This window comes from Stenotrophomonas sp. TWI1183 (assembly GCF_039673115.1).
In the GTDB taxonomy this organism is placed as follows: domain Bacteria; phylum Pseudomonadota; class Gammaproteobacteria; order Xanthomonadales; family Xanthomonadaceae; genus Stenotrophomonas; species Stenotrophomonas maltophilia_AA.
This window is the reverse complement of the sequence record NZ_JBDJKZ010000005.1, coordinates 97221-122747: the sequence shown is the minus strand read 5'-3', so window position 1 is coordinate 122747 and position 25527 is coordinate 97221. Positions and strand designations below refer to the sequence as shown.

Genomic DNA, 25527 nt, shown 5'->3' with positions numbered 1-25527 from the left:
CCCTTGAATTGGAAACCGTTTCCAGCCGGAGACCGTTCAGACGCCGTGCGCATGATGGAGCCATCAACCCACCAAGCGAGGCCAATCATGCGCATGAATCGATTTGTGGTCGGGGCCGTTGCCTCGCTGCTGGCCTTGGGCACCGTGGCCCCGGCCTTTGCCGATGACCACCGTGGCCGCGGTCACGACCGCCGGGAGTGGCGTGATGACCGCCGCGACAACCGCCACGATCGCCATGACCGGCACGATCGTCATGACCGTCGCGAGGTCCGCCATGACCGCCGTTACGATCATCGCTACGACAATCGTGGTTACTACCGTCCGGGCCCGCCGCCGCCGCGTGTGGTCTATCGCCCGGCGCCGGGGTACGGCTCCTACGGCTGGGCGCGTGGCCACCGCTACCGTGAGTACTACGGCGGCCCGGTCTACGTGGTCAACGATTACAGCCGCTACTCGGTGCGCCGCCCGCCGCGCGACCACCACTGGATCCGCGACGACCGCGGCAACCTGCTGCTGGTCGCCATCGCCACCGGGATCATCGCGGACTATGTGATCAACAACCGGTAAGGCCGGGTCCGGTCACTGCGGAAGTGAACAGCAACGGCGCCCTTCGGGGCGCCGTTCCGGTTTCCCCGGCGGGCCGTCGCGGCTGGCGTCCTGGCCTGCATGCGGCGGTGCCGCCGATGGGCGGCGCCATTGGTCAGCCCCGCCCCCGCGGACTACAATCCAAGGCTCGCGCTGTACCCCCTCTGCCTGCCTGGAGTAACCGATGTTCCCGCGTGACGTCCGCATCGAAACCTACGATCCCGAACTGGCCAAGGCCATCGCCGCCGAAACCCAGCGCCAGGAAGACCACGTCGAGCTGATCGCCAGCGAGAACTACACCAGTCCGGCAGTGATGGAAGCCCAGGGCAGCCAGCTGACCAACAAGTACGCCGAAGGCTATCCGGGCAAGCGCTACTACGGTGGCTGCGAATACGTGGACATCGCCGAGCAGCTGGCCATCGACCGCCTCAAGCAGCTGTTCGATGCCGACTACGCCAACGTGCAGCCGCACAGCGGTTCGCAGGCCAACCAGGCCGTGTACTTCGCGCTGCTGCAGCCGGGCGACACCATCCTGGGCATGAGTCTGGCGCATGGCGGCCACCTGACCCATGGGGCCAAGGTCAATGCCTCGGGCAAGCTGTTCAACGCCGTCCAGTACGGTGTCGACGAAGCCGGCCTGATCGACTATGACGAGGTCGAGCGCCTGGCCCTGGAGCACAAGCCGAAGATGGTCGTCGCCGGCTTCTCGGCCTACTCGCAGGTCATCGACTGGGCGCGCTTCCGCGCGATCGCCGACAAGGTCGGTGCCTACCTGTTCGTGGACATGGCGCACGTGGCCGGTCTGGTCGCCGCCGGCGTCTACCCGAGCCCGCTGCCGCACGCCCACGTGGTCACCTCGACCACCCACAAGACCCTGCGCGGCCCGCGTGGCGGCATCATCATCGCCAAGGGGGCCAGCGAAGAGCTGCAGAAGAAGCTGCAGTCCATCGTGTTCCCGGGCATCCAGGGCGGTCCGCTGATGCACGTCATCGCCGGCAAGGCCGTGGCCTTCAAGGAAGCGCTGGAGCCGGGCTTCAAGGCCTACCAGCAGCAGGTGGTCAAGAATGCCCAGGCGATGGCGACTACGCTGATCGCGCGCGGCTACAAGATCGTCTCCGGCGGTACCCAGAACCACCTGATGCTGGTCGACATGATCGGCAAGGATGTCTCGGGCAAGGATGCGGAAGCCGCGCTCGGCCTGGCCCACATCACCGTCAACAAGAACTCCGTGCCGAACGACCCGCGTTCGCCGTTCGTGACCTCGGGCCTGCGCCTGGGCACCCCGGCGGTCACCACGCGCGGTTACCTGGAGCAGGACTGCGTGGACCTGGCCAACTGGATCGCCGACGTGCTCGACGCCCCGGCCGACGAGGCCGTGATCGCCCGCGTCCGCGACGCGGTCAGCGCGCAGTGCCGCAAGTACCCGGTCTACGGTTGATATGGACGCGGGCCGGCAACGGCGTACCTACGCCGTGCTGGCCCTGGTCTGCGGCATCGTCGGGATGGCCGGCGGCGGCACCTTCGCCGCCATCGGGGTCTGGGTCGCGTTCGTCGAACCGGCCTATCTGGACCGGGCCTCGCGCCTGTTGATCGGCGGCTGGGGCGCGGCGGGGCTGATCGGGGTAGGCGGCTGGCTGTGGTTGAGCAGCCGCTATCTCCGGCACGGCCGCGCAGGTCTGCAGGACAGCGGGCGCTGGGCGTGGGGTGCGCTGGCCATCGGCGCGCTTGCCGCCGTGGCGGTCGTGGGGATGGCGTTCTGGCAGGCCACCGCGAGTCCGATGGCACTGGTCCTGCTGCTGGCAGGGCCGCCGCTGATGCTGCCCGCGGTCATGCTGGTGCGGCTGCGGCACAGCCGGGGCAACTGACCGGATGGACCTCCATCGCAGGCGGCAGCGCGCCCTGCTGCTGCACGTCGGTGTGGTTGGACTCCCCCATGCCGTGGCGGCGTTCGTGCTGGTGGGTCTTTGCCTGCGCGACGTGCTCCACCAGTACGGTGGGGCGGGCGACGCGCCGGGCTGGGCAGCGGCGTGGTTCGGGACCGCAAGTCTCATCGTCATGACCTGGCTCACCCTTGCCCGGCGGTGGTGGCAGGGCGGCCCCGGCACGGTTCCGGCGGCGTCGACGGTCTGGTGGGCAGGCCTGCTGCTCGCCCTGGTAGCAACGGGCATTGCCTGGACCGGCCTGGTGCGGTCGATCTTCCACCTTCATCTGTCCGATGCGGCCGTGCCAGCCGCTGCCCTGGTCCTGATGGCAGGGCTCCCGCTGCTCTCCTGCGCGGCGCACCTGCTGTGGTTGCGTCTGCGCGCCCGCTAGGCAGGGCTGGCCTCTTCCCCTGTCCATTTGCTGTAGCCGGTCCCTCTCAGGTACCGTTGCGACGCTGCCGTGACCACGGCATGACGTTTTCCTGATGCAAGGCGTTCCATGTATTGTCCGTTCTGCCAGCATGCCGACACCCGTGTGATCGATTCGCGCGTCTCTGAAGACGGCGCGACGATCCGGCGTCGTCGCGAGTGCGAGGCCTGCAACGAGCGCTTCAGTACCCTGGAAACCATCGAGTTGAAACTGCCGGCCATCGTGAAAAGCGACGGCAGCCGCGAGGCCTTCGATGCCCGCAAGGTGCGCAGTGGTTTCGATCGCGCGCTGCAGAAGCGCCCGGTGCCCGAAGACAAGATCGAACTGGCGGTGCGCGCGGTGATGCAGCAGGCGCGTATCTGCGGCGAACGTGAAATCCCCTCGATCAAGGTCGGCGAGTTCGTGATGAACGAACTGCGCAAGCTCGATCACGTGGGCTACGTGCGTTTCGCCTCGGTGTACCGCAGCTTCGAGGACGTGGCCGATTTCCGCGAGGAGATCGAGAAGCTCGAGCGCGAACTGCCCTCCAGCACCGAACAGCTGCAGCTGCTCGGCGACGTGATCGCGCTGACCAAGAAAAAGAAAGGCTGAGCCGCACCGCATCACGGCCACCACGGCTGGGCTACCATCGCGGCTGCCTGCCGCCGGACGCCCACCGCCATGACTGATTTCACCGCCCTCGACCACCAGCACATGACGCATGCGCTGCGCCTGGCCGAGCGCGCCGCGTATACCGCGCGGCCCAATCCGATGGTCGGCTGCGTGATCGCACGCGATGAGGTCGTGGTGGGTGAGGGCTGGCACCAGCGCACCGGCGGCCCGCACGCGGAAGTGTTCGCGCTGCGCCAGGCCGGCGAACAGGCGCGCGGCGCCACCGCCTACGTCACCCTGGAGCCGTGCGCACACCATGGCCGTACCCCGCCGTGCGCGCTGGCCTTGATCGAGGCGGGCGTGAGCCGGGTGGTCGCGGCGATGCGCGATCCGTTCCCGAAGGTCGACGGCGGCGGTTTCGTGCTGCTGCGCGAGGCCGGCATCGAGGTGGCCGAAGGGCTGATGGCCGCGCAGGCGCGCGAACTCAACCAGGGCTTCCTCTCCCGCATCGAACGCGGCCGTCCCTGGGTGCGGGTGAAGCTCGCCGCCAGCCTGGATGGGCGCACGGCGATGGCCGATGGCCGCTCCAAATGGATCACCGGTGCGGCCGCCCGCGAGGATGTCCAGCACTGGCGCGCGCGTGCCGGCGCGATCCTGACCGGCGCCGCCACGGTGCTGGCCGACGACCCGATGTTGACTGTCAGGCTGACCGATACCGAGGCGCTGCCGCCGCTGCGCGTCGTGCTCGATGCGCGGCTGCGCTCGCTGGACTGCGCACGCGTGCGCGAGGGCGGGGCGCCGACGTTGTATGTGCATGACGCCGCGGTCCGTCCGCCGGAGGCTGCCGACGCCGAATTCGCCAGCGTGCCCAGCCATGACGGGCGACTGGATCTGAGCGCGGTGCTGGCCCTGCTCGCCGAACGCGGCATCAATGAGGTGCATACCGAGGCCGGCGCGACGCTCGCGGGCGCGTTGCTGGCCGGCGGCTGGGTCGACGAACTGCTGCTCTACCAGGCCCCGACGCTGCTCGGCGAGCATGGCCGGCCGCTGCTGTCGGGCCTGGGCATCCACGCGATGGACGATCAGCGCCGGATGCGCGTGGTGGATCAGCGCCAGGTGGGCGGCGACCTGCGGTTGCTGCTGCGCCCATAAAAAACGGGTCCCTTGCGGGACCCGTTCGATCATGGCGCGGCGCGGAGGCCGCGGCCCGATCAGTAACCGACGCAGGCACCCCTCTCTCCAAGGGCGCAGCGCGCAGTCGGTGAGCTTAACACTTATTTAACTTAAAGCCCCCAGTCAGGGTGCCCTGTTACACTAGCCGGGCCGGTTCGCCGGTACACAAACGTCTTCAGGGCGGGGTGCGATTCCCCACCGGCGGTAGGTGCGCAAGCACGAGCCCGCGAGCGCTTCCCGTTCCCCGGGAAGGTCAGCAGATCCGGTCCGATGCCGGAGCCGACGGTATAGTCCGGATGAAAGAAGACGGTGCGGCCGGGCCTTGCGCTCGGCGTGCACCTATATGCCTTGCGGCGTTTTTCGCTCACTTTCCGCGGAGAACGTTACTTGTTTACTGGAATCATCGAAGGCGTCGGCCGTCTGGCCGCACGCGACACCCTTGGCGGCGATGTCCGCTTTACCTTTGACGTAGGCACCCTGCCGTTCGATAACGTGCAGATGGGCGAGAGCATCGCCATCAACGGGGTCTGCCTCACCGTCATCGCGCACGACGCCACCCGCTTCCAGGCCGACGCCTCGACCGAGACGCTGGGCCTGACCACGCTGGGCCAGCTGACCGTCGGCGCCGTCATCAATCTCGAACGCGCGATGCGCCCGACCGATCGCCTCGGCGGTCATCTGGTCAGCGGCCATGTCGATGGCCTCGGCCAGGTGCTGTCGGTGCATGACGATGCGCGTGCCCAGCGCTGGCGATTCGCTGCGCCGGCCGCGCTGCTGCGCTACATCGCCAAGAAGGGCTCGATCTGCGTGGACGGGGTCAGCCTGACCGTCAACGAAGTGGACGAGCAGGGCTTCGAGGTCGCGCTGATCCCGCACACCGTGGCCAACACCGCCTTCGCCGCGACGGCCGTCGGCAGTGCGGTCAATCTCGAGATCGATCTGGTCGCCCGTTACGTCGAACGTTTGTTGGGTGCAGGAGCACGCGCATGAATTTCGCCACTATCCCCGAGATCCTCGAGGACATCCGCCTCGGCCGTATGGTCGTCATCGTCGATGACGAAGACCGCGAGAACGAAGGCGATCTGATCATGGCCGCCGAGCTGGTCAAGCCCTCGGACATCAACTTCATGGTCACCCATGGCCGGGGCCTGGTGTGCCTGCCGCTGACCCGCGAGCGCGCCGCCGACCTGGGCCTGGCCCCGATGGTCCAGGCCAATACCGCGCAGTTCCAGACCAACTTCACGGTCAGCATCGAAGCCGCCGAAGGGGTCACCACCGGCATCTCGGCCTACGACCGTGCGCACACCATCCGCACCGCGGTGAAGCCGGACGCCAAGCCGGCCGACCTGCACCAGCCGGGCCACATCTTCCCGCTGATCGCCCAGCCGGGCGGCGTGCTGACCCGCGCCGGGCATACCGAGGCCGGCGTCGATCTGGCCCTGCTGGCCGGCCTGGAGCCGGCCGGTGTGCTGGTGGAGATCCTGAACCCGGATGGCAGCATGGCGCGCCGCCCGGAGCTGGAGGTGTTCGCCCGCGAGCACGGCCTGAAGATGGGCTCGATCGCCGACCTGATCGCCTACCGCCTGGCCACCGAGAAGACCGTCGAGCGCGTCGACGAGCGCGAGATCGAGACCGAGTTCGGGCCGTTCACGCTGGTCACCTACCGCGACCGGATCGCCCACGACCTGCACTTCGCCCTGGTCCGCGGCACGCCGGACAGCGAGCCGACCCTGGTCCGCGTGCAGGTCGAAAATCCGCTGGCCGACCTGCTGCACTGGCGCCGCGACGATTTCGGCGTGGCCTCCACCGATGCCCTGCGCGCCATTGCCGCCGCCGAGCGCGGCGTGATGGTGGTGCTGTCCGCGCCGCGTGATACCAACAGCCTGCTGGCCCGCCTGCGCCAGCAGCCGGCGCCGGTCACCCCCGGCAAGGACAAGGACGTGAGCCAGTGGCGCCGCAACGGCGCGGGGGCGCAGATCCTGTCCGACCTGGGTCTGGGCAAGCTGCGCGTGCTGGGCACGCCGCGCCGCCAGATCGGCCTGGCCGGCTATGGCCTGGAAGTGGTCGAGACCGTGGGGAACACGTCATCGCATGCGCGCTGACGCCCCATGATTTGCTTTGCAAACCGCGGGCCCCTCTTACCATCACCCAGACCCCCGCCGCTTCGCGGCAGCCCCCTGACTCAGGGGGCTGTTGCACCCGAGCCGTGCCGTAACGCGCGGCGACCCGGCTACACGCGCCCATGCGCTAGAATATTCACCTATTAAATGGACCCCACGCCGAACATGAGCCATTACGAAGGCGACCTCCGTACTCCGGAAAAGGCCCGTTTCGCCATCCTCGCCAGCCGCTGGAACGCCCGCATCACCGACGTGCTGGTGGCCGGCGCGCGGCAGAGCCTGGCCGGCAACGGGATCGACGAGTCCGCCATCGACGTGATCCGCGTGCCCGGCGCATGGGAACTGCCGCTGGTCGCCGCGCGTCTGGCGGCGGCCCATCAGCATGCCGCGATCATCACCCTGGGCTGCGTGATCCGGGGCGATACGCGCCATTACGAACACGTGGCCGACCGCTGCGCCGAGGGCCTGATGCGCGTGCAGCTGGACTTCGGCGTGCCGGTGCTCAATGGCGTGCTGGCGGTGGAGCGGGTCGAGGATGCCGAAGCCCGCGCGGGCGGCAGCCACGGCAACAAGGGTGAGGAAGCCGCACTGACGGCGTTGGAAATGGTCAATCTTCTGGAGCAGCTGCCATGAACAAGTCAAACCAGGGCAAGCCTGCTGGAAAGCCCGTCCGCCGCGATGGCGTCGACCCCGTGCTGCGTTCGCGCGCCCGTCGTCGTGCGCTGCAGGCGATCTATGCGTGGCAGATCTCGGGCGGCAACGCGCAGAGCGTGATCGCCCAGTTCGCCCACGAGCAGGCGCGCGAAGTTGCCGATCTGGCCTACTTCGAAGCGCTGGTCCACGGGGTGCTCGACAACCGCAAGGATCTCGACGCGGCGCTGGATCCCTATCTGGACCGCGGCATCGAAGAAGTGGATGCGATCGAGCGCGCCGCGCTGCGCGTGGCCGCCTATGAAATGCGCTTCCGCCTGGACGTGCCGTACCGCGTCGTGATCAATGAAGCGATCGAATCGGCCAAGCGTTTTGGTTCCGAGCATGGCCACACCTACGTCAATGGTGTGCTGGACCGCGCCTCCGTCGAGTGGCGCAAGGTCGAATCGGGTCACTGATCCGCCGCATGTCGCTTGCCGAATTTGCTCTGATCGACCGCATCCGTGCGCGCACCACCGCGCGGGCCGATGTCGTGCTCGGCATCGGCGATGACGCGGCGCTGCTGCAGCCGCGTGCGGGTGAGCAACTGGTGGTCACCGTCGATACGCTCAACAGCGGCGTGCATTTCCCGGCGGAAACCCCGGCCTACGACGTCGGCTGGAAAACCCTGGCGGTGAACCTGTCCGATCTGGCCGCGATGGGCGCCCGCCCGGCGTGGTGCACGTTGGCGCTGTCCCTGCCGGACGCCGACGCGGACTGGATCGAGGCGTTCGCCGATGGCTTCTTCGCCCTCGCCGACGAACACGACATCGTGCTGATCGGGGGCGACACCACGCGGGGGCCGTTGTCGCTGTCGGTCACCGCGATGGGCCAGGTTGCGCCCGGCCAGGCCCTGCGCCGCGATCGCGCGCAGGTGGGGGACGACATCTGGGTCAGCGGCAGCCTGGGCGATGCGGCCGGCGCTCTGCGCCTGTGGCAGCAGAACCGGCTGAAAGTGGCGGTCGCCACGCTGCTCGGCGATGACGAAACGCTGCGCCAGCGCCTGCTGCGTCCGACCCCGCGGGTCACGCTCGGCCTGCGCCTGCGTGCGTACGCGCATGCGGCCGTGGATATCTCCGATGGCCTGCTCGCCGATCTGGGCCACATCGCCGCATGCAGCGAAGTGCGCGCCGAGGTCGATGCCGATGCATTGCCGATCTCACCGGCGCTGCGCGCGCTGCTGGGGCGCGATGGCGCCCGCGACTGCGCGCTGCGCGGTGGCGATGATTACGAACTGTGCTTCACCGTCGCGCCGTCGCAGCGCGAGGGAATCGAGGCCTTGTCGGCGTCGTTGGGCCTGCAGCTGACCCGCATCGGGCGGATCGTGGAAGGACAGGGCGTGCACTGCGCCGATGCGGACGCCACCGATGGTGGCTACGAGCATTTCGCCACACGCCGTTAGAACGGCTTACACCGGCGGCAGCACTTTCCCGGGGTTGAGAATCCCCTCCGGATCCAGCGCGGCCTTGATCGCGCGCATCGCCGCCAGCGTGGCCGGGGTGAACGCCTGCGCCATGAAATCGCGTTTGGCCAGGCCGATGCCGTGTTCGCCGGAGAGCGTGCCGCCCAGCGCGAGGGTCAACGCGAACACGCGCGGGAGCGCCGCATGCGCGCGTGCGTTTTCACCGGCATCGTCCGGGTGGTAGAGGATGTTGACGTGCAGGTTGCCGTTGCCGGCATGGCCGAAGGTGACGATCGGCAGATCGAACTCCGCCGACAGCGCCTGCACCCCGGCGACCAGCGCGGGAATGCGCGAGACCGGCACCACCACGTCTTCGTTGATCTTGCCCGGGGCGATGCTGCGCAGCGCCGGTGACAGGGCCTTGCGCGCGGCCCACAGGGTTTCGCGCGCGCTGCCTTCCATCGCCACGTCCAGCGCGATCAGACCGTCGCCTTCGGCGGCCGCGGCCAGCGCCTGCAGCAGGTAGGGCAGGGTATCGTGGTCGCCGTCGGCCTCCACCAGCAGCATCGCGCCGGCCTCGGGCACCTCGGCCCCATTGCGTCGCAGCAGCTCAAGGCTGCGCGCATCCATGAATTCCAGGCGGGTGGGCACCACCGGCTGCGCCATCAGGCGAGACACCGCCTGCGCGGCGGCATCCGCATCGCGGTAGAGCACGCGCAGACCGGCCTGCGTCACCGGCAGCGGGGTCAGCTTCAAGGTGGCTTCCACGATCAACGCCAGCGTGCCTTCGCTGCCGACCAGCAGGTGGGTCAGGTCGTAACCGGTGGCGTCCTTCGTGTACGGGCCGCCGCAGGTGATCAGTTCGCCGGCGCCGGTGACGGCGACCAGGCCGAGCACGTTGTCGCGGCTGGTGCCGTACTTCACCGCGCGCGGTCCCCCCGCATTGCAGGCGAGGTTGCCACCGATGCTGCAGATCTCCGCACTCGAGGGATCCGGTGGCCAGAACAGGCCGTGCGGCATCAGCGCCTGCTGCAGGTCGCCGTTGAGCACGCCGGGTTCGACCACGACGCAGCGGTCGCCGGGCCGGATGGCGAGGATGCGGTTCATGCGCGCGAACGAGAGCACGATGCTGCCTTCGATCGGCACCGCGGCGCCGGTGGTGCCGGTGCCCGCGCCACGCGCGACCAGCGCGATGCGGTGCTCGCGGCAGGCGCGGACCAGGGCGACCACCTGCTCGCGATCGCGTGGGAACGCGACGCCGGCAGGACGCGTATGCCGCCAGGAGTTGTCCTGCGCATGTGCCTCGAGTGCGCGGTCATCGGTGCGCCAGCCGTCCTCGCCCAGCAGGGCATGCAGGGTGGCAGCGAACGCGGCGGGCAGGGCAGGGGTCATCATCAGGTCCGGGAATCCAGGGGCGCGAGTTGGATCGCTCGCCAGCCGATCACGGCCAGCGTCAGGGGCAGCCAGACCCAACGCAGTTCGGAAAGGACGGTCGCCATGCCGCGCGCGCTGAAGAACTGCGGCGCGAAGGGCGAGACGCGGATCGGTCGCCACGGGGCGAAGAAGCGTTCGCCACTCCACGGCCACCACAGCGCGACGCCGAGACCGCCGGAGGTCAGCGCATCCAGCAACGGGTGCGACAGCGCGCAGATACCGACGAACGCGGCCGCCTGCACTGCCGTGGCGCGCAGGCGGCGGTGCAGCAGCGCGGCGAGCAATGCCATCAGCGCGGCGAACAGCATCGAATGACTGGCGCCCCGATGGCCGAAGCTGTCGGCGTAGGGAATGTGCAGCGCGAAGGCGAGTACGTCCGCATCCGGCAGCATGGCCGCGACGACGCCGGCGGCGAGCAACGGCGTGGCGATGCGGCCGCGATCGGCGGCGCACCACAGCGCCAGCGGAATGGCGGCGTGGGTGAAGATGGAGGGCATCAGCAGTCTTCCAGCCGGAACGCGTCGCGCAGCCAGTTCAGCTGCGGCGGATCGCCACTGCCTTCGACCACGTCGAAACGGCAGGGCTGCTCGGCGAGCCAGGGATGGGACTGCAGGAACAGCTGCGCGGCGAGCACCAGCTTGCGTCGCTTGCGCCGGTCCACCGAGGCCGCGCCGCCACCGAAGCGGTCGTTGGCGCGGTAGCGCACTTCGACGAACACGACGACGTCGCCGTCGCGCATGATCAGGTCGATCTCACCGCCGCGATAGCGCGCGTTGGTGGTGACCGGGCGCAGCCCGGCATCGCGGAGATGGGCCTGGGCGGCGGCTTCCACCGCCGCACCACGCACCGCGCGCCCGGTCGGCACGTGCTTCAGTTGCTGGTGGCGATCGGCATCGGCCGGCCGCCGCTGAAGGTCGACCACGCCGGCACCCGCAGCACGTTGCCGTTGCTGTCCAGGAACAGGGTGCCGGTGGCGCCGGCCAGGCCGCCTTCGGTCGCGACCTTGTCCAGGTAGGCGCTGATTTTCCAGGCATCGAAGCCGAACGCGAACAGGCGGCCGGACGCGCCGCGCGCCGAGGGCAGGATCTGGCCGGCGGTGGAGGCGGCCGGCAGGCCGGGCACGCCGCGCACGTTCCAGGCTTCGTTCGGATAGACGATGCCGTCCAGCGCCATGTCTTCCTCGGGCTTGCCGGCACCGACGGTCAGCTGCGAGGTGCCGACACGGGTCGCACCACCGGCGCCGGCCAGTGCCAGCTGCGGGGTCAGCGCACGCGCCTGCGGGGCCTTGACCGCCAGCAGCACGCCATCGATGGCGCCGGCGCCACGCACCTGCGCACCGATGTCGCCGACCGTGTCGCTCACGCCGATCGTGGCCACCACCTGGCCACCGCGCTGCGCAAAGCGCTCGCGGAAGGCGGCGGCGGCACGGCGGCCGTTGTCATCGTTGCTGTGGATCACCAGCACCTTGCTGCGCTCGCGGCCGCGCAGGTACTCGGCGGCGATGATGCCGTCGTCTTCCGGGGCCAGCGAGAAACCGGCGCTGCCAGCCGGCGGGGTGTCCTTGCCGCGGTTCAGGGCGAGCACCGGCACCGGCAGCTCGCGGCGGCCGAACACGGCATCCACTTCGTCGCGGCCGAGCGGGCCGACGATGAAATCGGCACCGGCGGTCACCGCCTTGTCGTAGGCGGCCACGGCACCGGCGGCGGTGCCGGCGGTATCGATGAACTGGATGTCCGGGCGGCGGCGGGTCTCACCGTAGTAACCGCTGAGCAGGCCATCGCGGACCGGCTGCGCGGCAGTGGCCAGGCGGCCGCTGAGCGGCAGCAGCACGGCCATCTTCACCGGCGGCCGGTAGCCATCGCTCATCGCCGGCGGGCGCTTGCTGGTATCGAACTGCGAGGCACCTTCGCGATCGAACGGACGCGGCAGCGGCAGGCCGCGGGCGATCAGCGCACGGCCGGCGAAGTTGTACAGCGGCTCGTTGGCCGGCAAGGCCGCGGTGCGGGCGCGCAGGGTGGCATCGTCCAGCGTGCCAAGCAGGCCGGCGATGGCCTGCTGGTTGTCAGCGCGCGCCTTGCCGGTCAGCGCGGCGTGGGCACGGGCGCGCTCGAGCGCGGCACCGAGGTTGTCGCCGGTGGCCTGCAATGCGTTGGCGCGGGCCAGCTGCCAGCGCGTACGCAGCGCGGGCGTCACTGCTTCGGACGGTTCTTTCAGCGCGGCCAGCGCCTGTGCCGGCTGCTTGTCGGCCAGGGCCAGTTCGGCGGTGGTCAGCTGGTAACGCTGCAGGCTGGCGCCGCTGAGCTGGCGCGCGGTGACCTGGGCCAGCAGGGTGCGGGCGCGGGCGGCATCGCCGGCTTCGTGCCAGGCGAACGCGGCATCGGCCAGGGCGGCGCTGCGGGCACTGCCGCGCAGGGTATTGGCCAGCGCTTCCAGCTGGACCGCCGCATCGCGCGGCTTGCCCTGCTCGATCAGCGCCAGGGCCTGGCTCTGGGCCGGCGATTCCGGCGCACTGGTGAAGCTGGTCGTGGCGCAGCCGGCAAGCAGCATCAGCGACAACGAAAGGGCGGAGATCCGTACGACGGGCTTGTTCATGATCAGGTCCATTCGATGGGGGCAGCGGCCGTGGCCGGGGAACGGTACGATTCTACCCTTGACCATGGAAGAGCCGCTGATGAGTGCTGTCCCCACGCTGTATGTCGTTGCCACCCCGATCGGCAACCTCGCCGATCTGACCCCGCGGGCACAGGACGTGCTGCGTTCGGTGGCCGCGATCTGCGCCGAGGACACCCGCCGCTCCGGCCAGCTGCTGGCCCACTTCGGCATCCAGCAGCCGCTGGTAGCGCTGCATGACCACAATGAAGAAGCGTTGTCGCAGCGGATCGTGGCGCGCCTGCTGGCCGGCGAATCGTTGGCGCTGGTCAGTGATGCCGGCACGCCGCTGGTCAGCGATCCGGGCTATCGCCTGGTCCGCGCCGCGCGCGAAGCCGGGATCAAGGTCAGCCCGATTCCCGGCGCCTGCGCGGCGATCGCCGCGCTCAGCGTGGCCGGCCTGCCCAGCGATCGTTTCACCTTCGAAGGCTTCCTGCCGGCCAAGGCCTCCGGCCGCCGCGAGCGCCTGCATGCGCTGGCCGGTGAAACCCGCACCCTGGTGTTCTACGAATCCTCGCACCGGATCACCGAATCGCTGGCGGACATGGTCGCTGCGTTCGGGTCCGAGCGGCCGGCGGTGCTGGCGCGCGAGCTGACCAAGCTGTTCGAGACCGTGCTGGACGGTGACCTGGCCTCGCTGCTGCAGCAGGTCGAGGCGGACGACAACCAGCGCAAGGGCGAGTTCGTGGTGATGGTGCAGGGCGCGGCCGACGACGAGGAAGCCCAGCTGGCCGCCGGCCGCCGCATGTACGCCAAGCTCAGCGAACACCTGCCGCCATCCACCGCGGCCAAGCTCGCCGCGGAACTCACCGGCGCCCCCAGAAAAGCCCTGTACGGCGGTTGATCGCCCCACGTGGGCGGGTAGAGCCACCCCATGGGTGGCTGCACGTGGTGCCAAAGAAGGTAGAGCCACCCCATGGGTGGCTGCACGCGATGCCAGAACGTAAGGCAGCCACCCATGGGGTGGCTCTACCGCGCGTGCAGATTGAATGCCGCCCTACGCCAACCGTCTGGAGGCACAGCCCTCTTTAATAAAGGGGGCGCGGCGACAGCCGCGGGGAATTGGACGCTGGTGGCGCCCGGGGCCCACGGTTTGCATCGCAAACCGTGGAGCTTCTTCGCGGCATCGCGAAGAAAGGGCGGAGCCGGCCGATAAGCCGGGTTTTGTCGTGGACAGTCATTCTTCTAGGCGCTGCGTCACCGCAGCGCTCAAGCAACCTACCCGGACCCGACGCGGGCCACGCCATTAGGTCCCTATTTGGTCTTGCTCCAGGTGGGGTTTGCCGTGCCGGTCTGTTACCAGACTCGCGGTGCGCTCTTACCGCACCATTTCACCCTTACCGGCTTCCCGAAGGAAACGTAGGCGGTATCTTTCTGTTGCACTTTCCGTCGGCTCGCGCCGCCCAGGCGTTACCTGGCACCTTGCCCTGTGGAGCCCGGACTTTCCTCGGCATCCGCAAGGGATGACGCGACTGTCTGGCCGACTCCGCCGCGCGCATTGTCCCACATTCCCGTCACCTCGGCGCAGACAGCCGTGCGGTCGTCAGCCGGGTCTCGCCGCTGCAGTTGCCCTCCGCATCGAACCGCCGCTCGGCGATGAAGCCCTGGCCGTCGGCGTCCAGCGCGATGATCGTGCTGGCGCGGGTGCCGTACTCGGGGCTGCGGATGAAGGCGGACGACAGCCAGCGCTCGCGGTCCAGGCCGATCCCCGTATCCGGCAGCGCGCTGTCGTCGGCGCGGGTCTCATCGCGCAGGGCGTCCCACAGCGGGCTCAGGTCGTCGCTGGCCAGGTCCACCCATGCGCGCAGGGTGGCGTTCAATGTCACGGTTTTCGGCCACGGCGCGTCCAGCGGGCCGTTGGACATGCCGTGGATGCCCGGGGCCAGCGATTGCCGGTGCAGCGGGTGGTTGCCGAGGAACTGGCAGCTGCCGCGGTCGGCCAGCAGGAGGTTGAAGGGAGCGAACTCGACCGCCCGCCGGGCAAGCTGGTCGGCGAACAGGGCGGCGGGCGCGTCGTCGCGCAGGTAATCGGCCACCAGCGCTCCCCGGGACGGGCCGGTCTGCCGGGCGAGCGGGTCACGCACGTTGGTCACCACCGCCATGCGGCCGCCGGGTCCGACCCCGGCCCAGGTGCCGCCCGAGCGCAGGTCGCGTCCGGCGGCGATGCCGTCGTCCGGCGAGGCCCAGTGGTGCAGGGCGGCGGTAGGCCGCGCGTGGAATTCATCGCGGTTGCCGGCCATCACCAGCTGCCAGCGGGGGTGCGTTTTCCAGGCAAGGGCGAGCAGACACATGCCTCACATTGTGCCGGTTCTGCGCAGCACCGAGGCGATGACGACCCGGCCAGGACTGAATACGGGCCGATGTTTCACGCGGTCTCCACAGGCCTGAACTTCGGCGAAATCTCAAAAAATGAGACGAAACAGCAACTTGTGGATAAGCCTTGAACAAGTCTCTAAACATTGCTGCAAGCCCTTGATGTTCAAAGTGATTTCCCCTTCGCAAAGTTGTTGACAACCCAATCGGCACTGCTAAGGTGGGCATCAGAGGGGAAACCGGGTTTTTTGTGGTTTTTCGTGGTTCAATGTTTCACCGGGCGAAGGAAAGGTGAAAACGTCGTGTTTCAAGGCGAGACGGCCATCACTGTTGACGACAAAGGGCGCATGGCGGTTCCGACCGCGCATCGCGACCTTGTCGCGCGTGTGAGCAACAACCGTCTGGTCCTGACCTACAACCCGTTCGAGTCCGGCTGTCTGTGGCTGTACGCCGAACAGGAATGGGAACGCGTCCGTGACGACGTCATGTCCAAGCCCAACACACAGCGCGTCGTGCGTCTGCTGCAACAGAAGCTGGTCGGTTCGGCCGCGCATCTGGAGCTGGACGCCAACGGCCGCATCAGTATTCCCGCCAGCCACCGTGGTGCCGTTGGCATTGAAAAGAAGGCGGTGCTGCTCGGTATGGGCGACAAATTCGAATTGTGGAGCGAGCAGGCTCATCGCGCGTTGATCCAGCAGACGTTGTCTGACGAGGATCTCGGCGATGGGTTGCTCGACCTGAAGTTGTGAGCCGGGGTGCCCGGATGCGCGGAGCAGCGCAGACCGGTCACCTTCCGGTGTCGCAGTCGCCGGCGGGCCACCTGCCGGTCCTGTACACGCAGGTCCTGGATGGCCTGAAGGTGATCGAAAACGGAGTGTATCTCGATGGCACGTTTGGTCGTGGCGGTCACGCCCGCGGCGTGCTCGAGCAACTCGGTCCTGGAGGCCGGCTGCTGGTCATGGACAAGGATCCCGAGGCGATTGCGGTAGCCGAGCGTGATTTCGCGCCGGACCCGCGCGTCTCGATCTTCCGTGGCAGCTTCGCCGATCTGCTGCACTGGGACGCCACCGCCGGGGGACTGGACGGCGTGCTGTTCGACCTGGGCGTGTCCTCGCCCCAGCTGGATGTCGCCGAGCGCGGTTTCAGCTTCGGCAAGGACGGCCCGTTGGACATGCGCATGGACCCGGACAGCGGCGAAAGCGCGGCGCAGTGGCTCAACCGCGTTGAAGAGCGCGAGCTGATGGACGTGCTGTGGACCTACGGCGAAGAGCGCCAGGGCCGCCGCATCGCCAAGGCCATCGTCGCCCGCCGCGACAAGCAACCCTTCACCCGCACCGCCGAGCTGGCCGAGTTGATCGCCTCGGTGATGCCGCGTGGCAAGGACAAGATCCACCCGGCCACGCGCAGCTTCCAGGCGATCCGCATCCATATCAACCGCGAACTGGCCGACCTTGAGGCGGGCCTGGACGCGGCGATGGCGCGGCTCAAGCCCGGTGGCCGGCTGGCGGTGATCAGCTTCCATTCGCTGGAAGACCGTATCGTCAAACAGTTCATGAACCGCCACGCCAAAGCCCCGCCGAGCAATCGCCGGCTGCCCGAGCTGGCCGCGTTCGTGCCGACGCTGGACCTGCACGGTGGCGCCATCAAGGCAGAAGACGATGAGCTGGCGGTCAATCCGCGCTCGCGCAGCGCCGTGCTGCGCGTCGCCGAGAAGCGCGGGGTGGCCGGATGAGCCGCCTGCTGTTGATCGTGCTGCTGGCCTGCACCATCGCTTCGGCGATCGGCGTGGTGTTCATGCGCCATCGCCACCGCCAGACCTTCGTGGAGTTGTCGCGGGTCGAGCGTGCGCGCGATGAGATCAACATCGAGTTCGGTCGCCTGCAGCTCGAGCAGGCCACCCTGGCCGAGGCGACCCGGGTCGACCGCGTCGCGCGCGAGCGCCTGGGCATGAAGTTCCCCGAAGCCGCCGATGTCGTGGTGATCCGGCCATGAACAAGTCCGGCCGCAACCGTGCGCGCAACAGCTTCAACCTCCGCCAGCGCCTGAAGTGGGTGGGGCTGGCGCTCGGCCTGTGTTCGGTCTCGCTGGTCGGCCGCGCCGCCTACGTGCAGATCATCAACAGCGAGTTCTACCAGCGCCAGGGCGAAGCCCGTTACCTGCGCGAACTGCCGATCAACACCTCGCGCGGCATGATCACCGATCGCAATGGCGAGCCGGTGGCGGTGTCCACTCCGGTCGCCTCGATCTGGGTCAACCCGCAGGAACTGCTGCGCTCGCCGGACCGCATCCCCGAGCTGGCCACCGCGCTGGGCATGCCGCTGGACGAGCTGACCTCCAAGCTCTCGCAGAAGGCGGACAAGGAATTCATGTACCTGCGCCGCCGGATCAATCCGGACGACGCGGAAAAAGTGGTCGCGCTGAAGATTCCGGGCGTGGCCTCGCAGCGCGAGTTCCGCCGCTTCTACCCGCAGGGTGAGGCGATGGCGCACGTGCTCGGCTTCACCAACATCGACGACCGCGGCCAGGAAGGGCTGGAGCTGGCCTTCGACGAATGGCTGCGCGGCAAGGCCGGCGCCAAGCGCGTGATCCGCAACCGCAAGGGCGACACGGTGGAGAGCGATCTGCTGCGCGCCGCCGAGCCGGGCAAGGACCTCACCCTCAGCATCGACCGCCGCATCCAGTTCCTGGCCTTCAAGGAGCTGCGCAACGCGCTGATCGAGAACAAGGCCGCGGGTGGCTCGATGGTGATCATGGACGTCGCCACCGGCGAGATCCTGGCCATGGTCAACCTGCCGACCTACAACCCCAATGCCGTGGGCGGCGCGGCACCGGACACCCGTCGCAACCGCGCGGTGACCGACCTGGTCGAGCCGGGTTCGACGATGAAGCCGCTGACCATCGCCTCGGCGCTGCAGTCCGGCGTGGTCACCAAGGACACCACGGTGGACACCAACCCGGGCTACATGGCGCTTGGCCGCTACACCATCAAGGACGTGCCGCGGAACAATGGCGTGCTCAACGTCACCGGCGTGATCACCCGCAGTTCGAACATCGGCGCGGCCAAGATCGCGGCCAAGATGCCGGACCAGGTCTTCTACGACCACATCCACAGCTTCGGCTATGGCGTCGCCCCGCACAGCGGCTTCCCCGGCGAATCGGCCGGCGTGCTGCCGCGCCCGGCGCGCTGGAGTGGTCCGTCCAAGACCACCATGTCCTACGGCTACGGCCTGAATGTCAGCCCGCTGCAGATCGCGACCGCCTATTCGGCGCTGGGCAACGGCGGCAAGCTGATCGCGCCGACCTTCGTCAAGGGCCAGCGCAACGAAGGCAAGCAGATCATCGACGAGAACATCGCCAAGGATGTGGTGGCGATGATGGAAACCGTGGTCACCCAGGGCGGCGCCAAGCAGGCGGCGGTGCTGGGTTACCACGTGGCCGGCAAGACCGGTACCGCCCGCAAGGCGGGGCCGGGAGGGTACGAGCGCGGGCATTACAACGCGCTGTTCGCCGGCGTGGTGCCGGCCACCAATCCGCGCTTCGCCACGGTGATCGTGATCAACGACCCGCAGGGCGGCAAGTACTACGGCGGCCTGGTGTCCGCGCCGGTGTTCCACAACGTCATGGAGGGCGCGCTGCGCCTGATGGACGTGCCGCCGGATGACATCGAGTCGTGGCTGGCCGCGCAGCAGTCCGGAAAGCTGGGGCATACCGCCTCGTCGTTGCCGACGCCGCCACCGGAAACGGTGATCGCGCCCGACGCCGCCGCAGAATTCGATGCCGCGCTGCCCAGCGCGCACGCCACAGTGCCGCCCGCGCAGGGAGGCACGCAATGAGCCAGATGATGTTGCTGTCGCAGTTGCTTCCCGATGTGGCGCTGAGCCACGACCCGACCATCACCGGCCTGGTGCTGGACAGCCGCGCGGTGCGCCCGGGCAATGCCTTCGTGGCGATCGCCGGTTTCGGCGCGCACGGGCTGGGCTTTGTCGACCAGGCCCGCGCCAATGGCGCCGGGGCGATCCTGTTCGACCCGCCGGCCCCGGCCGAGCTGCCTGCGCCGGTCGATGCGATTGCCGTGCCGGGCCTGCGCCACCGCATGGGGGCGATGGCCGACCAGTTCCATGGCCATCCCTCGCGCGCGATGACGATGGTCGGCGTGACCGGCACCAACGGCAAGACCTCCACCGTGCAGCTGCTGGCCCAGGCCTGGCACCTGCTCGGCACCCGCAGTGGCAGCATCGGCACGCTGGGCGTCGGTCTTTATGGCGATGTCGTGCCGACCGGTTTCACCACGCCGCTGGTGCTGCAGATGCATGACGTTCTGGCCCAGCTGCGCGATGGCGGGGCACAGGCCGTGGCGATGGAAGTCAGTTCGCACGCGCTCGACCAGGGCCGCGTGGATGCCGTCCATTACGACGTGGCGGTGTTCACCAATCTCACCCGCGACCATCTGGACTATCACGGCGACATGGCGCAGTACGGCGCGGCCAAGGCCAAGCTGTTCCATCGCGACGGACTCAAGGCCGCCGTGGTCAATCTGGATGACAGCTTCGGCAGCGAACTGCTGCGCACCGTCGGCGACAGCGTGCGCCCGATCGGCGTGAGCTCGCGCGGTGCCGCGCAGGCCACTCTGCGCGCTGATTCGCTCACCCTGGACGGCCGCGGCATCGCCTTCGACCTGATGGTCGACGGCCAGCGGCATCCGGTGCAGTCGCCGCTGCTGGGGCGTTTCAATGTCGACAACCTGCTGGCGGTCGCCGGTGCGCTGTATGCGCTGGACCACGCCCCGGCCGCGATCGCGGGGCTGCTCTCGCAGCTGCAGCCGATCGCCGGCCGCATGAACCGCCTGGGCGGTGAGGGCGGCCTGCCCACCGTCGTGGTCGATTACGCCCACACCCCGGATGCACTGGAACAGGCCTTGACCAGCGTGCAGGGCCATCTGGCCGGGCGGCTGGTCTGCGTGTTCGGCTGCGGCGGCGAACGCGATACCGGCAAGCGTCCACAGATGGCCGCCATCGCGGAACGGCATGCCGACGTGGTCATCGTCACCGACGACAACCCGCGCGGCGAAGACGGCGACGTGATCGTGGCCGACATCCTCAAGGGATTTGATGCACCCGCTGCCGTCACCGTGCAGCGCGACCGCGCCGCCGCGATCGCCACCGCGATCGGCCAGGCCGGCGCGGGCGACATCGTGTTGATCGCCGGCAAGGGCCACGAGCCCTACCAGGAGATCCACGGGGTCAAGCACGCCTTCGATGACACCGAAGTGGCCGGCCGTGTGCTGGCCGCGCGCGCGGGGGTGAACGAATGAAGCGCACCCCGCTGTCGCTGATCGCCCACTGGGCCGGTGGCGAGATCCATGGCGAAGACACCGCCATCGATGCCATCAGCAATGACACCCGCACGCTCGCCCCGGGCAGCCTGTACGTGGCCCTGCGTGGCGAGCGCTTCGATGGCCATGACTTCGCGGCCGACGCGTTGGCGCGCGGTGCCTCGGCGATGCTGGTCGAGCGCCTGCTGGATGTGGCGCTGCCGCAGATCGTGGTCGCCGACAGCGAGCATGCCCTGGGGCGCATCGCCGCCGGCATGCAGCGCGACCGCGACACCGCGGTGTTCGCGATCACCGGCAGCAACGGCAAGACCAGCGTCAAGAGCCTGCTGCTGGCGATCCTGGAACAGGTCGCGCATGACGACCGCAAGGTGGTCTACGCCAACCCGGGCAACCGCAACAACGAGATCGGCCTGCCGCTGGCCGTGCTCGATGCGCCCGAAGACGCCGATTTCGCCGTCTACGAGATGGGCGCCGGCAAGCCGGGCGACATCGCCTACCTGACCGAGATCGTGCGCCCGCACTACGCGCTGGTGAACAACATCGCCCCGGCGCATCTGGAGCGCATGGGCAGCCTGCAGGGCGTGGCCACCACCAAGGGCGCAATCTATGCGGCGCTGCCCTCCGATGGCGTGGCCGTGATCAATGCCGATGACGCCTTCGGGATCTGGTTCGAACAGCACATCGTCGGCCAGCCACCGCGCTGCCGCGTGCTGCGTTACGGCCTGGACCACAGCGCCGATGTCAGCGCGCGTGCGATCCGTCCGGCCGCGCAGGGCAGCCAGTTCGTGCTGTCCACGCCGCAGGGCGATGCAGAGATCACGCTGGGCCTGCCGGGCCGGCACAACATCAGCAATGCGCTGGCCGCCGCCTCGCTGGCGCTGGCCGCGGGCATCACGGTGGCCCAGATCGCCGCCGGGCTGGCCCGCGCCGAGCCGGTCCCGGGCCGCCAGATCGCGCACCAGCTGCCGAGCGGTGCGGTGCTGGTCGATGACAGTTACAACGCCAACCCGGGCTCGCTGGCGGCCGCCATCGATGCCCTGGCCGGCGCGAAGGAAGAAGGCTGGCTGGTGCTGGGCGACATGCGCGAACTCGGCCCGGACGGCGAGGCGCTGCATGCCCAGGCCGGCCGCCGTGCCCGCGAGGTCGGCCTGAAGCGGCTGTACACGCTCGGCCCGCTGAGCGCCGCCGCGTCGACCGCCTTCGGTGAGGGCGGCCAGCATTTCCAGAGCCACCAGGCCCTGGCCGCCGCGCTCGCCAGCGAACTGCATGCCGGCGTGCGCTGCCTGGTCAAGGGCTCGCGTGGCAGCGCCATGGACACGATCGTCAAAGCGCTGCTCGCGCAAGGAGAGGAAACCCCCAATGTTGCTTGAACTGGCCCGATGGCTGCAGCAGTTGGAGAGCCTGTTCGGGCTGTTCGGCTACCTGACCCTGCGCGGCATCCTCGCGGCGCTGACCGCCCTGTTCCTGTCGCTGTGGCTTGGCCCGGCGATGATCCGCAAGCTCGCCCAGTTCAAGGGTGGCCAGCCGATCCGTACGGATGGTCCGCAGACCCATTTCGCCAAGGCCGGCACCCCGACCATGGGCGGCTCGCTGATCCTGCTGACGATCACGTTGTCGGTGCTGCTGTGGGCTGACCTGCGCAACCGTTATGTCTGGCTGGTGCTGGCCGTGATGCTGTGCTTCGGCGCGATCGGCTGGTACGACGACTGGATCAAGATCGTCCGCCGCGACCCGAACGGCCTGAAGTCGCGCTGGAAGTACCTGCTGCAGTCGATCTTCGGCCTGGCTGCGGGTCTGTTCCTGTTCTACACCGCCGATGTCCCGGCGGCGATGACGTTCTACATCCCGATGTTCAAGTCGATCGCGCTGCCGCTGGCCGGCATCAGCTTCGTGGCCATCGCGTATTTCTGGATCGTCGGCTTCTCCAACGCGGTCAACCTGACCGACGGCCTGGACGGGCTGGCGATCATGCCGACGGTGCTGGTCGCGTGCGCACTGGGCGTGTTCGCCTATGCCTCGGGCAACGTGGTGTTCTCCAGCTACCTGCAGATCCCGCAGATTCCGGGTGCCGGTGAGCTGGTCATCATCTGCGCGGCGATCGCCGGTGCGGGCCTGGGCTTCCTGTGGTTCAACACCTATCCGGCCATGGTCTTCATGGGCGACATCGGCGCGCTGGCGCTGGGTGCGGTGCTGGGCACGATCGCGGTGATCACCCGCCAGGAACTGGTGCTGGTGGTGATGGGCGGCGTGTTCGTGATCGAGACCCTGTCGGTGATGATCCAGGTCGCCTCGTTCAAGCTGACCGGCAAGCGCGTGTTCCGCATGGCGCCGATCCACCACCACTTCGAACTGAAGGGCTGGCCGGAGCCGCGCGTGATCGTGCGCTTCTGGATCATCTCGGTCGTCCTGGTCCTGATCGGCCTGGCCACGTTGAAGGTCCGCTGATGAACGACCTGTCGCGCCAAGCCACCCGCCTGGAAGCCATCGGAGGCCACTTCGACAAGTGGCTGCTGGGCGCGATCATCACGCTCACCGGGCTGGGCGTGGTGATGGTCGCGTCGAGCTCGATCGCGCTGATGAGCAGTCCGTTCTACTACCTCAACCGCCACCTGATCTTCCTGGCGGTGGGTATCGGCCTGGCGATCATCGCCATGCGCACCGAGCTCAAGAGCATCGAGCAGTACAACCAGATCCTGCTGCTGGGCTGCTTCGCGCTGCTGGTGGTGGTGTTCATCCCGGGCCTGGGCAGCAGCGTCAACGGTGCCCGCCGCTGGATCAACCTGGGCATCTCCAAGTTCCAGACCGTCGAAGCGGTCAAGGTGCTCTACATCGTGTGGCTGTCCAGCTATCTGGTCCGCTTCCGCGACGAGGTCAATGCCACCTGGCCGGCGATGCTCAAGCCGCTCGGCGTGGCCGGCGCGCTGGTCGTGCTGCTGCTGCTGCAGCCGGACTTCGGCTCCTCCACCCTGCTGCTGGCGATCACCGCCGGCATGCTGGTGCTGGGCGGGGTCAACATGCCGCGCATGTCCATGCCGGTGATCATCGGCATGGTCGGCATGAGCGCACTGGCGATCATCGAACCGTACCGCATGCGCCGCATCACCTCCTTCCTGGACCCGTGGGCCGATCAGCAGGGTGACGGCTACCAGCTGTCCAATGCGCTGATGGCCGTGGGCCGTGGCGAGTGGACCGGCGTGGGCCTGGGCAACTCGGTGCAGAAGCTCTATTACCTGCCCGAAGCACATACCGACTTCATCTTCTCGGTCACCGCCGAGGAGCTGGGCTTCCTCGGCACCTGCCTGATCATCTCGCTGTATGCGCTGCTGGTCGGCCGCACCTTCTGGCTGGGCATGCGCTGCGTGGAAATGAAGCGCCACTTCTCCGGCTACATCGCCTTCGGCATCGGCCTGTGGATCAGCATGCAGAGCTTCGTCTCGATCGGGGTCAACCTCGGCATCCTGCCGACCAAGGGCCTGACCCTGCCGCTGATCTCCTCCGGCGGCTCGAGCGTGCTGATGACCTGCGTGGCGATGGGCCTGCTGCTGCGCGTGTCCTATGAACTGGATCGCGCCGAGCGCCGCCAGGCCGTGCGCATGGGCGCCGACCAGGATGGCCCGCTGCCGGGCGACGTGCACAAGGCCGACAGCGCCAGCGCGATCGCCGCGGCGATGCAGGACAGCGCCGCGCGCGATGCCGCACCGCGTGACAGCGCGCCCCGTGGCACCAGCCGCATGCAGCAGCGCATCGAACCGACCCTGGGGAGGATGGGATGAGCACGCCTCGCCTCGATCCCTCTCAGCGCCCGGTCATGATCATGGCCGGCGGCACCGGTGGGCACATCTTCCCCGGCCTGGCCGTGGCCAAGGTGCTGCGCGAACGCGGCGTGCCGGTCACCTGGCTCGGTGCCGATGGCGCGATGGAAACGCGCCTGGTGCCGCAGCAGGGCATCCACATCGATACGCTGGCCATCGGCGGCCTGCGCGGCAAGGGCAGGCTGTCCCTGCTCGGCGCGCCGTTCCGCCTGCTGCGCGCGGTCCGCGCGGCCGGCTTCCTCATCCGTGATCGCCAGCCGCGTGCCGTGATTGCGTTCGGTGGTTACGCCTCCGGCCCCGGCGGCATCGCCGCGCACCTGCACGGCCTGCCGCTGCTGGTGCACGAACAGAACCGCGCCCCGGGCTTGACCAACCGCGTGCTGTCGCGCGTCGCGCGGCGCGTGTTGGCCGGCTTCCCGGGCAGCTTCGCGAAGCGGGAGGAGGCGGTCGGCAATCCGGTCCGCGCCGAGATCGCCGCGATCACCCCGCCCGAGCTGCGCCTGGCCAACCGGCAGGGCCCGTTGCGCCTGCTGGTGCTCGGTGGCAGCCAAGGGGCACGCGTGCTCAACAACGCGGTGCCCAAGGCCCTGGCCGCGCTGGGCACCGGCATGCCGGTGCAGGTACGCCACCAGAGCGGCGAGAAGCTGCACGCCGAAGCGCTGCAGGCGTACGCCGATGCCGGCGTGCAGGCCAGCGTGGAACCCTTCATTGCCGATATGGCCGAGGCATTCGCCTGGGCCGATCTGGTCGTGTGCCGCTCCGGCGCCTCCACCCTGGCCGAGCTGTGCGCGGTCGGCGTGGGCAGCGTGCTGGTGCCGTTCGCGGCGGCCGTCGACGATCACCAGACCCGCAATGCGGAGTATCTGGCCGAGCGCGGCGCTGCCGTGTTGCTGAAGCAGGATGAAACGCTGGCGACACAGCTGGAAGGCGTGTTGCGCGAATTGTCCGAACATTCCGCCCGACGCATGCAGATGGCCAACGCCGCGCGTGCCCTGGCCAAGGTCGATGCCGCTGAGCGCATCGCCGACATCATTCTCGAGGAATCCAAATGAACACCGCTACGCGCGCCAGCCT

At 68.7% G+C, this 25527-nt stretch carries 26 protein-coding genes, 1 other RNA gene and 1 riboswitch; of the genes, 21 read left to right on the top strand and 6 right to left on the bottom strand.

Going from position 1 to position 25527, the window contains the following annotated elements; all coding sequences use genetic code 11:
* Positions 1-87: 87 nt before the first annotated feature.
* The 11 genes from ABE434_RS07010 to thiL all read left to right on the top strand — a co-directional run bounded on the left by ABE434_RS07010 (position 88) and on the right by thiL (position 8913).
* On the top strand, positions 88-567 hold the full coding sequence (locus ABE434_RS07010; protein ID WP_176990419.1) for an RcnB family protein: 480 nt from the start codon (positions 88-90) through the stop codon (positions 565-567).
* Between the two features lie 202 nt (positions 568-769).
* Positions 770-2023, top strand: a complete 1254-nt coding sequence (gene glyA, locus ABE434_RS07005) for a serine hydroxymethyltransferase (RefSeq protein WP_346478311.1) — start codon at positions 770-772, stop codon at positions 2021-2023.
* Position 2024: 1 nt separating this feature from the next.
* The gene (locus ABE434_RS07000; protein ID WP_346478310.1) at positions 2025-2450 is read left to right on the top strand and encodes a hypothetical protein; all 426 of its coding nucleotides are present in this window, start codon (positions 2025-2027) and stop codon (positions 2448-2450) included.
* A gap of 4 nt (positions 2451-2454) precedes the next feature.
* The gene (locus tag ABE434_RS06995) at positions 2455-2898 is read left to right on the top strand and encodes a hypothetical protein (protein WP_346478309.1); all 444 of its coding nucleotides are present in this window, start codon (positions 2455-2457) and stop codon (positions 2896-2898) included.
* 108 nt (positions 2899-3006) lie between these two features.
* A complete protein-coding gene (gene nrdR, locus ABE434_RS06990) occupies positions 3007-3528 on the top strand; it encodes a transcriptional regulator NrdR (RefSeq protein WP_019182518.1) in 522 nt (173 codons plus the stop codon).
* 69 nt (positions 3529-3597) lie between these two features.
* Positions 3598-4680, top strand: a complete 1083-nt coding sequence (ribD, locus tag ABE434_RS06985; RefSeq protein WP_346478308.1) for a bifunctional diaminohydroxyphosphoribosylaminopyrimidine deaminase/5-amino-6-(5-phosphoribosylamino)uracil reductase RibD — start codon at positions 3598-3600, stop codon at positions 4678-4680.
* A 188-nt stretch (positions 4681-4868) separates the two neighbouring features.
* Positions 4869-5013, top strand: a riboswitch (FMN riboswitch).
* A 75-nt stretch (positions 5014-5088) separates the two neighbouring features.
* On the top strand, positions 5089-5691 hold the full coding sequence (locus tag ABE434_RS06980) for a riboflavin synthase (protein WP_346478307.1): 603 nt from the start codon (positions 5089-5091) through the stop codon (positions 5689-5691).
* Positions 5688-6803 (top strand): 3,4-dihydroxy-2-butanone-4-phosphate synthase, encoded by a 1116-nt coding sequence (gene ribB, locus ABE434_RS06975; protein ID WP_346478306.1) that lies wholly within the window; start codon positions 5688-5690, stop codon positions 6801-6803. The genes ABE434_RS06980 and ribB overlap by 4 nt, the downstream gene beginning before the upstream one ends.
* 183 nt (positions 6804-6986) lie before the next feature.
* On the top strand, positions 6987-7454 hold the full coding sequence (gene ribH, locus ABE434_RS06970; protein ID WP_019182514.1) for a 6,7-dimethyl-8-ribityllumazine synthase: 468 nt from the start codon (positions 6987-6989) through the stop codon (positions 7452-7454).
* Entirely contained in the window at positions 7451-7930 is a 480-nt protein-coding gene (nusB, locus tag ABE434_RS06965) for a transcription antitermination factor NusB (RefSeq protein WP_176990411.1), read from the top strand. The genes ribH and nusB overlap by 4 nt, the downstream gene beginning before the upstream one ends.
* An 8-nt stretch (positions 7931-7938) precedes the next feature.
* A complete protein-coding gene (gene thiL, locus ABE434_RS06960; RefSeq protein ID WP_346478305.1) occupies positions 7939-8913 on the top strand; it encodes a thiamine-phosphate kinase in 975 nt (324 codons plus the stop codon).
* Between the two features lie 6 nt (positions 8914-8919).
* On the opposite strand, the gene ABE434_RS06955 is transcribed toward thiL, so the two are convergent.
* Genes ABE434_RS06955 through ABE434_RS06940 form a run of 4 tightly spaced genes read right to left on the bottom strand, consistent with a single transcriptional unit; the run spans position 8920 to position 12939 of the window.
* On the bottom strand, positions 8920-10305 hold the full coding sequence (locus ABE434_RS06955; RefSeq protein ID WP_346478304.1) for an FAD-linked oxidase C-terminal domain-containing protein: 1386 nt from the start codon (positions 10303-10305) through the stop codon (positions 8920-8922).
* 2 nt (positions 10306-10307) lie between these two features.
* Positions 10308-10844, bottom strand: a complete 537-nt coding sequence (locus tag ABE434_RS06950) for a metal-dependent hydrolase (RefSeq protein ID WP_346478303.1) — start codon at positions 10842-10844, stop codon at positions 10308-10310.
* Positions 10844-11212 carry a YraN family protein gene (locus ABE434_RS06945; protein ID WP_176990454.1) on the bottom strand — a complete coding sequence of 123 codons (369 nt, stop codon included), beginning with the start codon at positions 11210-11212 and terminating at the stop codon, positions 10844-10846. The genes ABE434_RS06950 and ABE434_RS06945 overlap by 1 nt, the downstream gene beginning before the upstream one ends.
* Before the next feature lie 5 nt (positions 11213-11217).
* Complete coding sequence (locus ABE434_RS06940; RefSeq protein ID WP_346478302.1) at positions 11218-12939, bottom strand: penicillin-binding protein activator; 1722 nt, start codon at positions 12937-12939, stop codon at positions 11218-11220.
* A 79-nt stretch (positions 12940-13018) separates the two neighbouring features.
* Between ABE434_RS06940 and rsmI the strand changes: the two genes are divergently transcribed.
* Positions 13019-13840, top strand: a complete 822-nt coding sequence (rsmI, locus tag ABE434_RS06935) for a 16S rRNA (cytidine(1402)-2'-O)-methyltransferase (protein WP_346478301.1) — start codon at positions 13019-13021, stop codon at positions 13838-13840.
* Positions 13841-14133: 293 nt separating this feature from the next.
* Here the strand turns inward: rsmI and rnpB are convergent.
* Both rnpB and ABE434_RS06925 read right to left on the bottom strand, forming a co-directional pair.
* Positions 14134-14484, bottom strand: an RNA gene (rnpB, locus tag ABE434_RS06930) — RNase P RNA component class A.
* A gap of 26 nt (positions 14485-14510) precedes the next feature.
* Complete coding sequence (locus ABE434_RS06925; RefSeq protein WP_346478300.1) at positions 14511-15287, bottom strand: NRDE family protein; 777 nt, start codon at positions 15285-15287, stop codon at positions 14511-14513.
* Between the two features lie 324 nt (positions 15288-15611).
* Between ABE434_RS06925 and mraZ the strand changes: the two genes are divergently transcribed.
* From mraZ to murG, 9 genes are read left to right on the top strand one after another with little or no spacing between them, the layout of a single operon-like run.
* A complete protein-coding gene (mraZ, locus tag ABE434_RS06920) occupies positions 15612-16058 on the top strand; it encodes a division/cell wall cluster transcriptional repressor MraZ (protein WP_176990404.1) in 447 nt (148 codons plus the stop codon).
* Positions 16059-16072: 14 nt separating this feature from the next.
* On the top strand, positions 16073-17041 hold the full coding sequence (gene rsmH, locus ABE434_RS06915) for a 16S rRNA (cytosine(1402)-N(4))-methyltransferase RsmH (RefSeq protein ID WP_176990403.1): 969 nt from the start codon (positions 16073-16075) through the stop codon (positions 17039-17041).
* Complete coding sequence (gene ftsL, locus ABE434_RS06910) at positions 17038-17301, top strand: cell division protein FtsL (protein ID WP_123728341.1); 264 nt, start codon at positions 17038-17040, stop codon at positions 17299-17301. The genes rsmH and ftsL overlap by 4 nt, the downstream gene beginning before the upstream one ends.
* Positions 17298-19142 carry a penicillin-binding transpeptidase domain-containing protein gene (locus tag ABE434_RS06905; protein ID WP_346478299.1) on the top strand — a complete coding sequence of 615 codons (1845 nt, stop codon included), beginning with the start codon at positions 17298-17300 and terminating at the stop codon, positions 19140-19142. Before ftsL ends, ABE434_RS06905 begins: the two co-directional genes overlap by 4 nt.
* Positions 19139-20620: a UDP-N-acetylmuramoyl-L-alanyl-D-glutamate--2,6-diaminopimelate ligase gene (locus ABE434_RS06900; protein ID WP_346478298.1), complete on the top strand. Its 1482-nt coding sequence runs from the start codon at positions 19139-19141 to the stop codon at positions 20618-20620. Before ABE434_RS06905 ends, ABE434_RS06900 begins: the two co-directional genes overlap by 4 nt.
* Complete coding sequence (murF, locus tag ABE434_RS06895) at positions 20617-22011, top strand: UDP-N-acetylmuramoyl-tripeptide--D-alanyl-D-alanine ligase (RefSeq protein WP_346478297.1); 1395 nt, start codon at positions 20617-20619, stop codon at positions 22009-22011. Before ABE434_RS06900 ends, murF begins: the two co-directional genes overlap by 4 nt.
* Positions 22001-23086: a phospho-N-acetylmuramoyl-pentapeptide-transferase gene (gene mraY / locus ABE434_RS06890; RefSeq protein ID WP_088433957.1), complete on the top strand. Its 1086-nt coding sequence runs from the start codon at positions 22001-22003 to the stop codon at positions 23084-23086. The genes murF and mraY overlap by 11 nt, the downstream gene beginning before the upstream one ends.
* Positions 23086-24414: a putative lipid II flippase FtsW gene (ftsW, locus tag ABE434_RS06885; RefSeq protein ID WP_346478296.1), complete on the top strand. Its 1329-nt coding sequence runs from the start codon at positions 23086-23088 to the stop codon at positions 24412-24414. Before mraY ends, ftsW begins: the two co-directional genes overlap by 1 nt.
* Complete coding sequence (murG, locus tag ABE434_RS06880) at positions 24411-25505, top strand: undecaprenyldiphospho-muramoylpentapeptide beta-N-acetylglucosaminyltransferase (RefSeq protein WP_346478295.1); 1095 nt, start codon at positions 24411-24413, stop codon at positions 25503-25505. The genes ftsW and murG overlap by 4 nt, the downstream gene beginning before the upstream one ends.
* Positions 25506-25527: the final 22 nt, after the last annotated feature.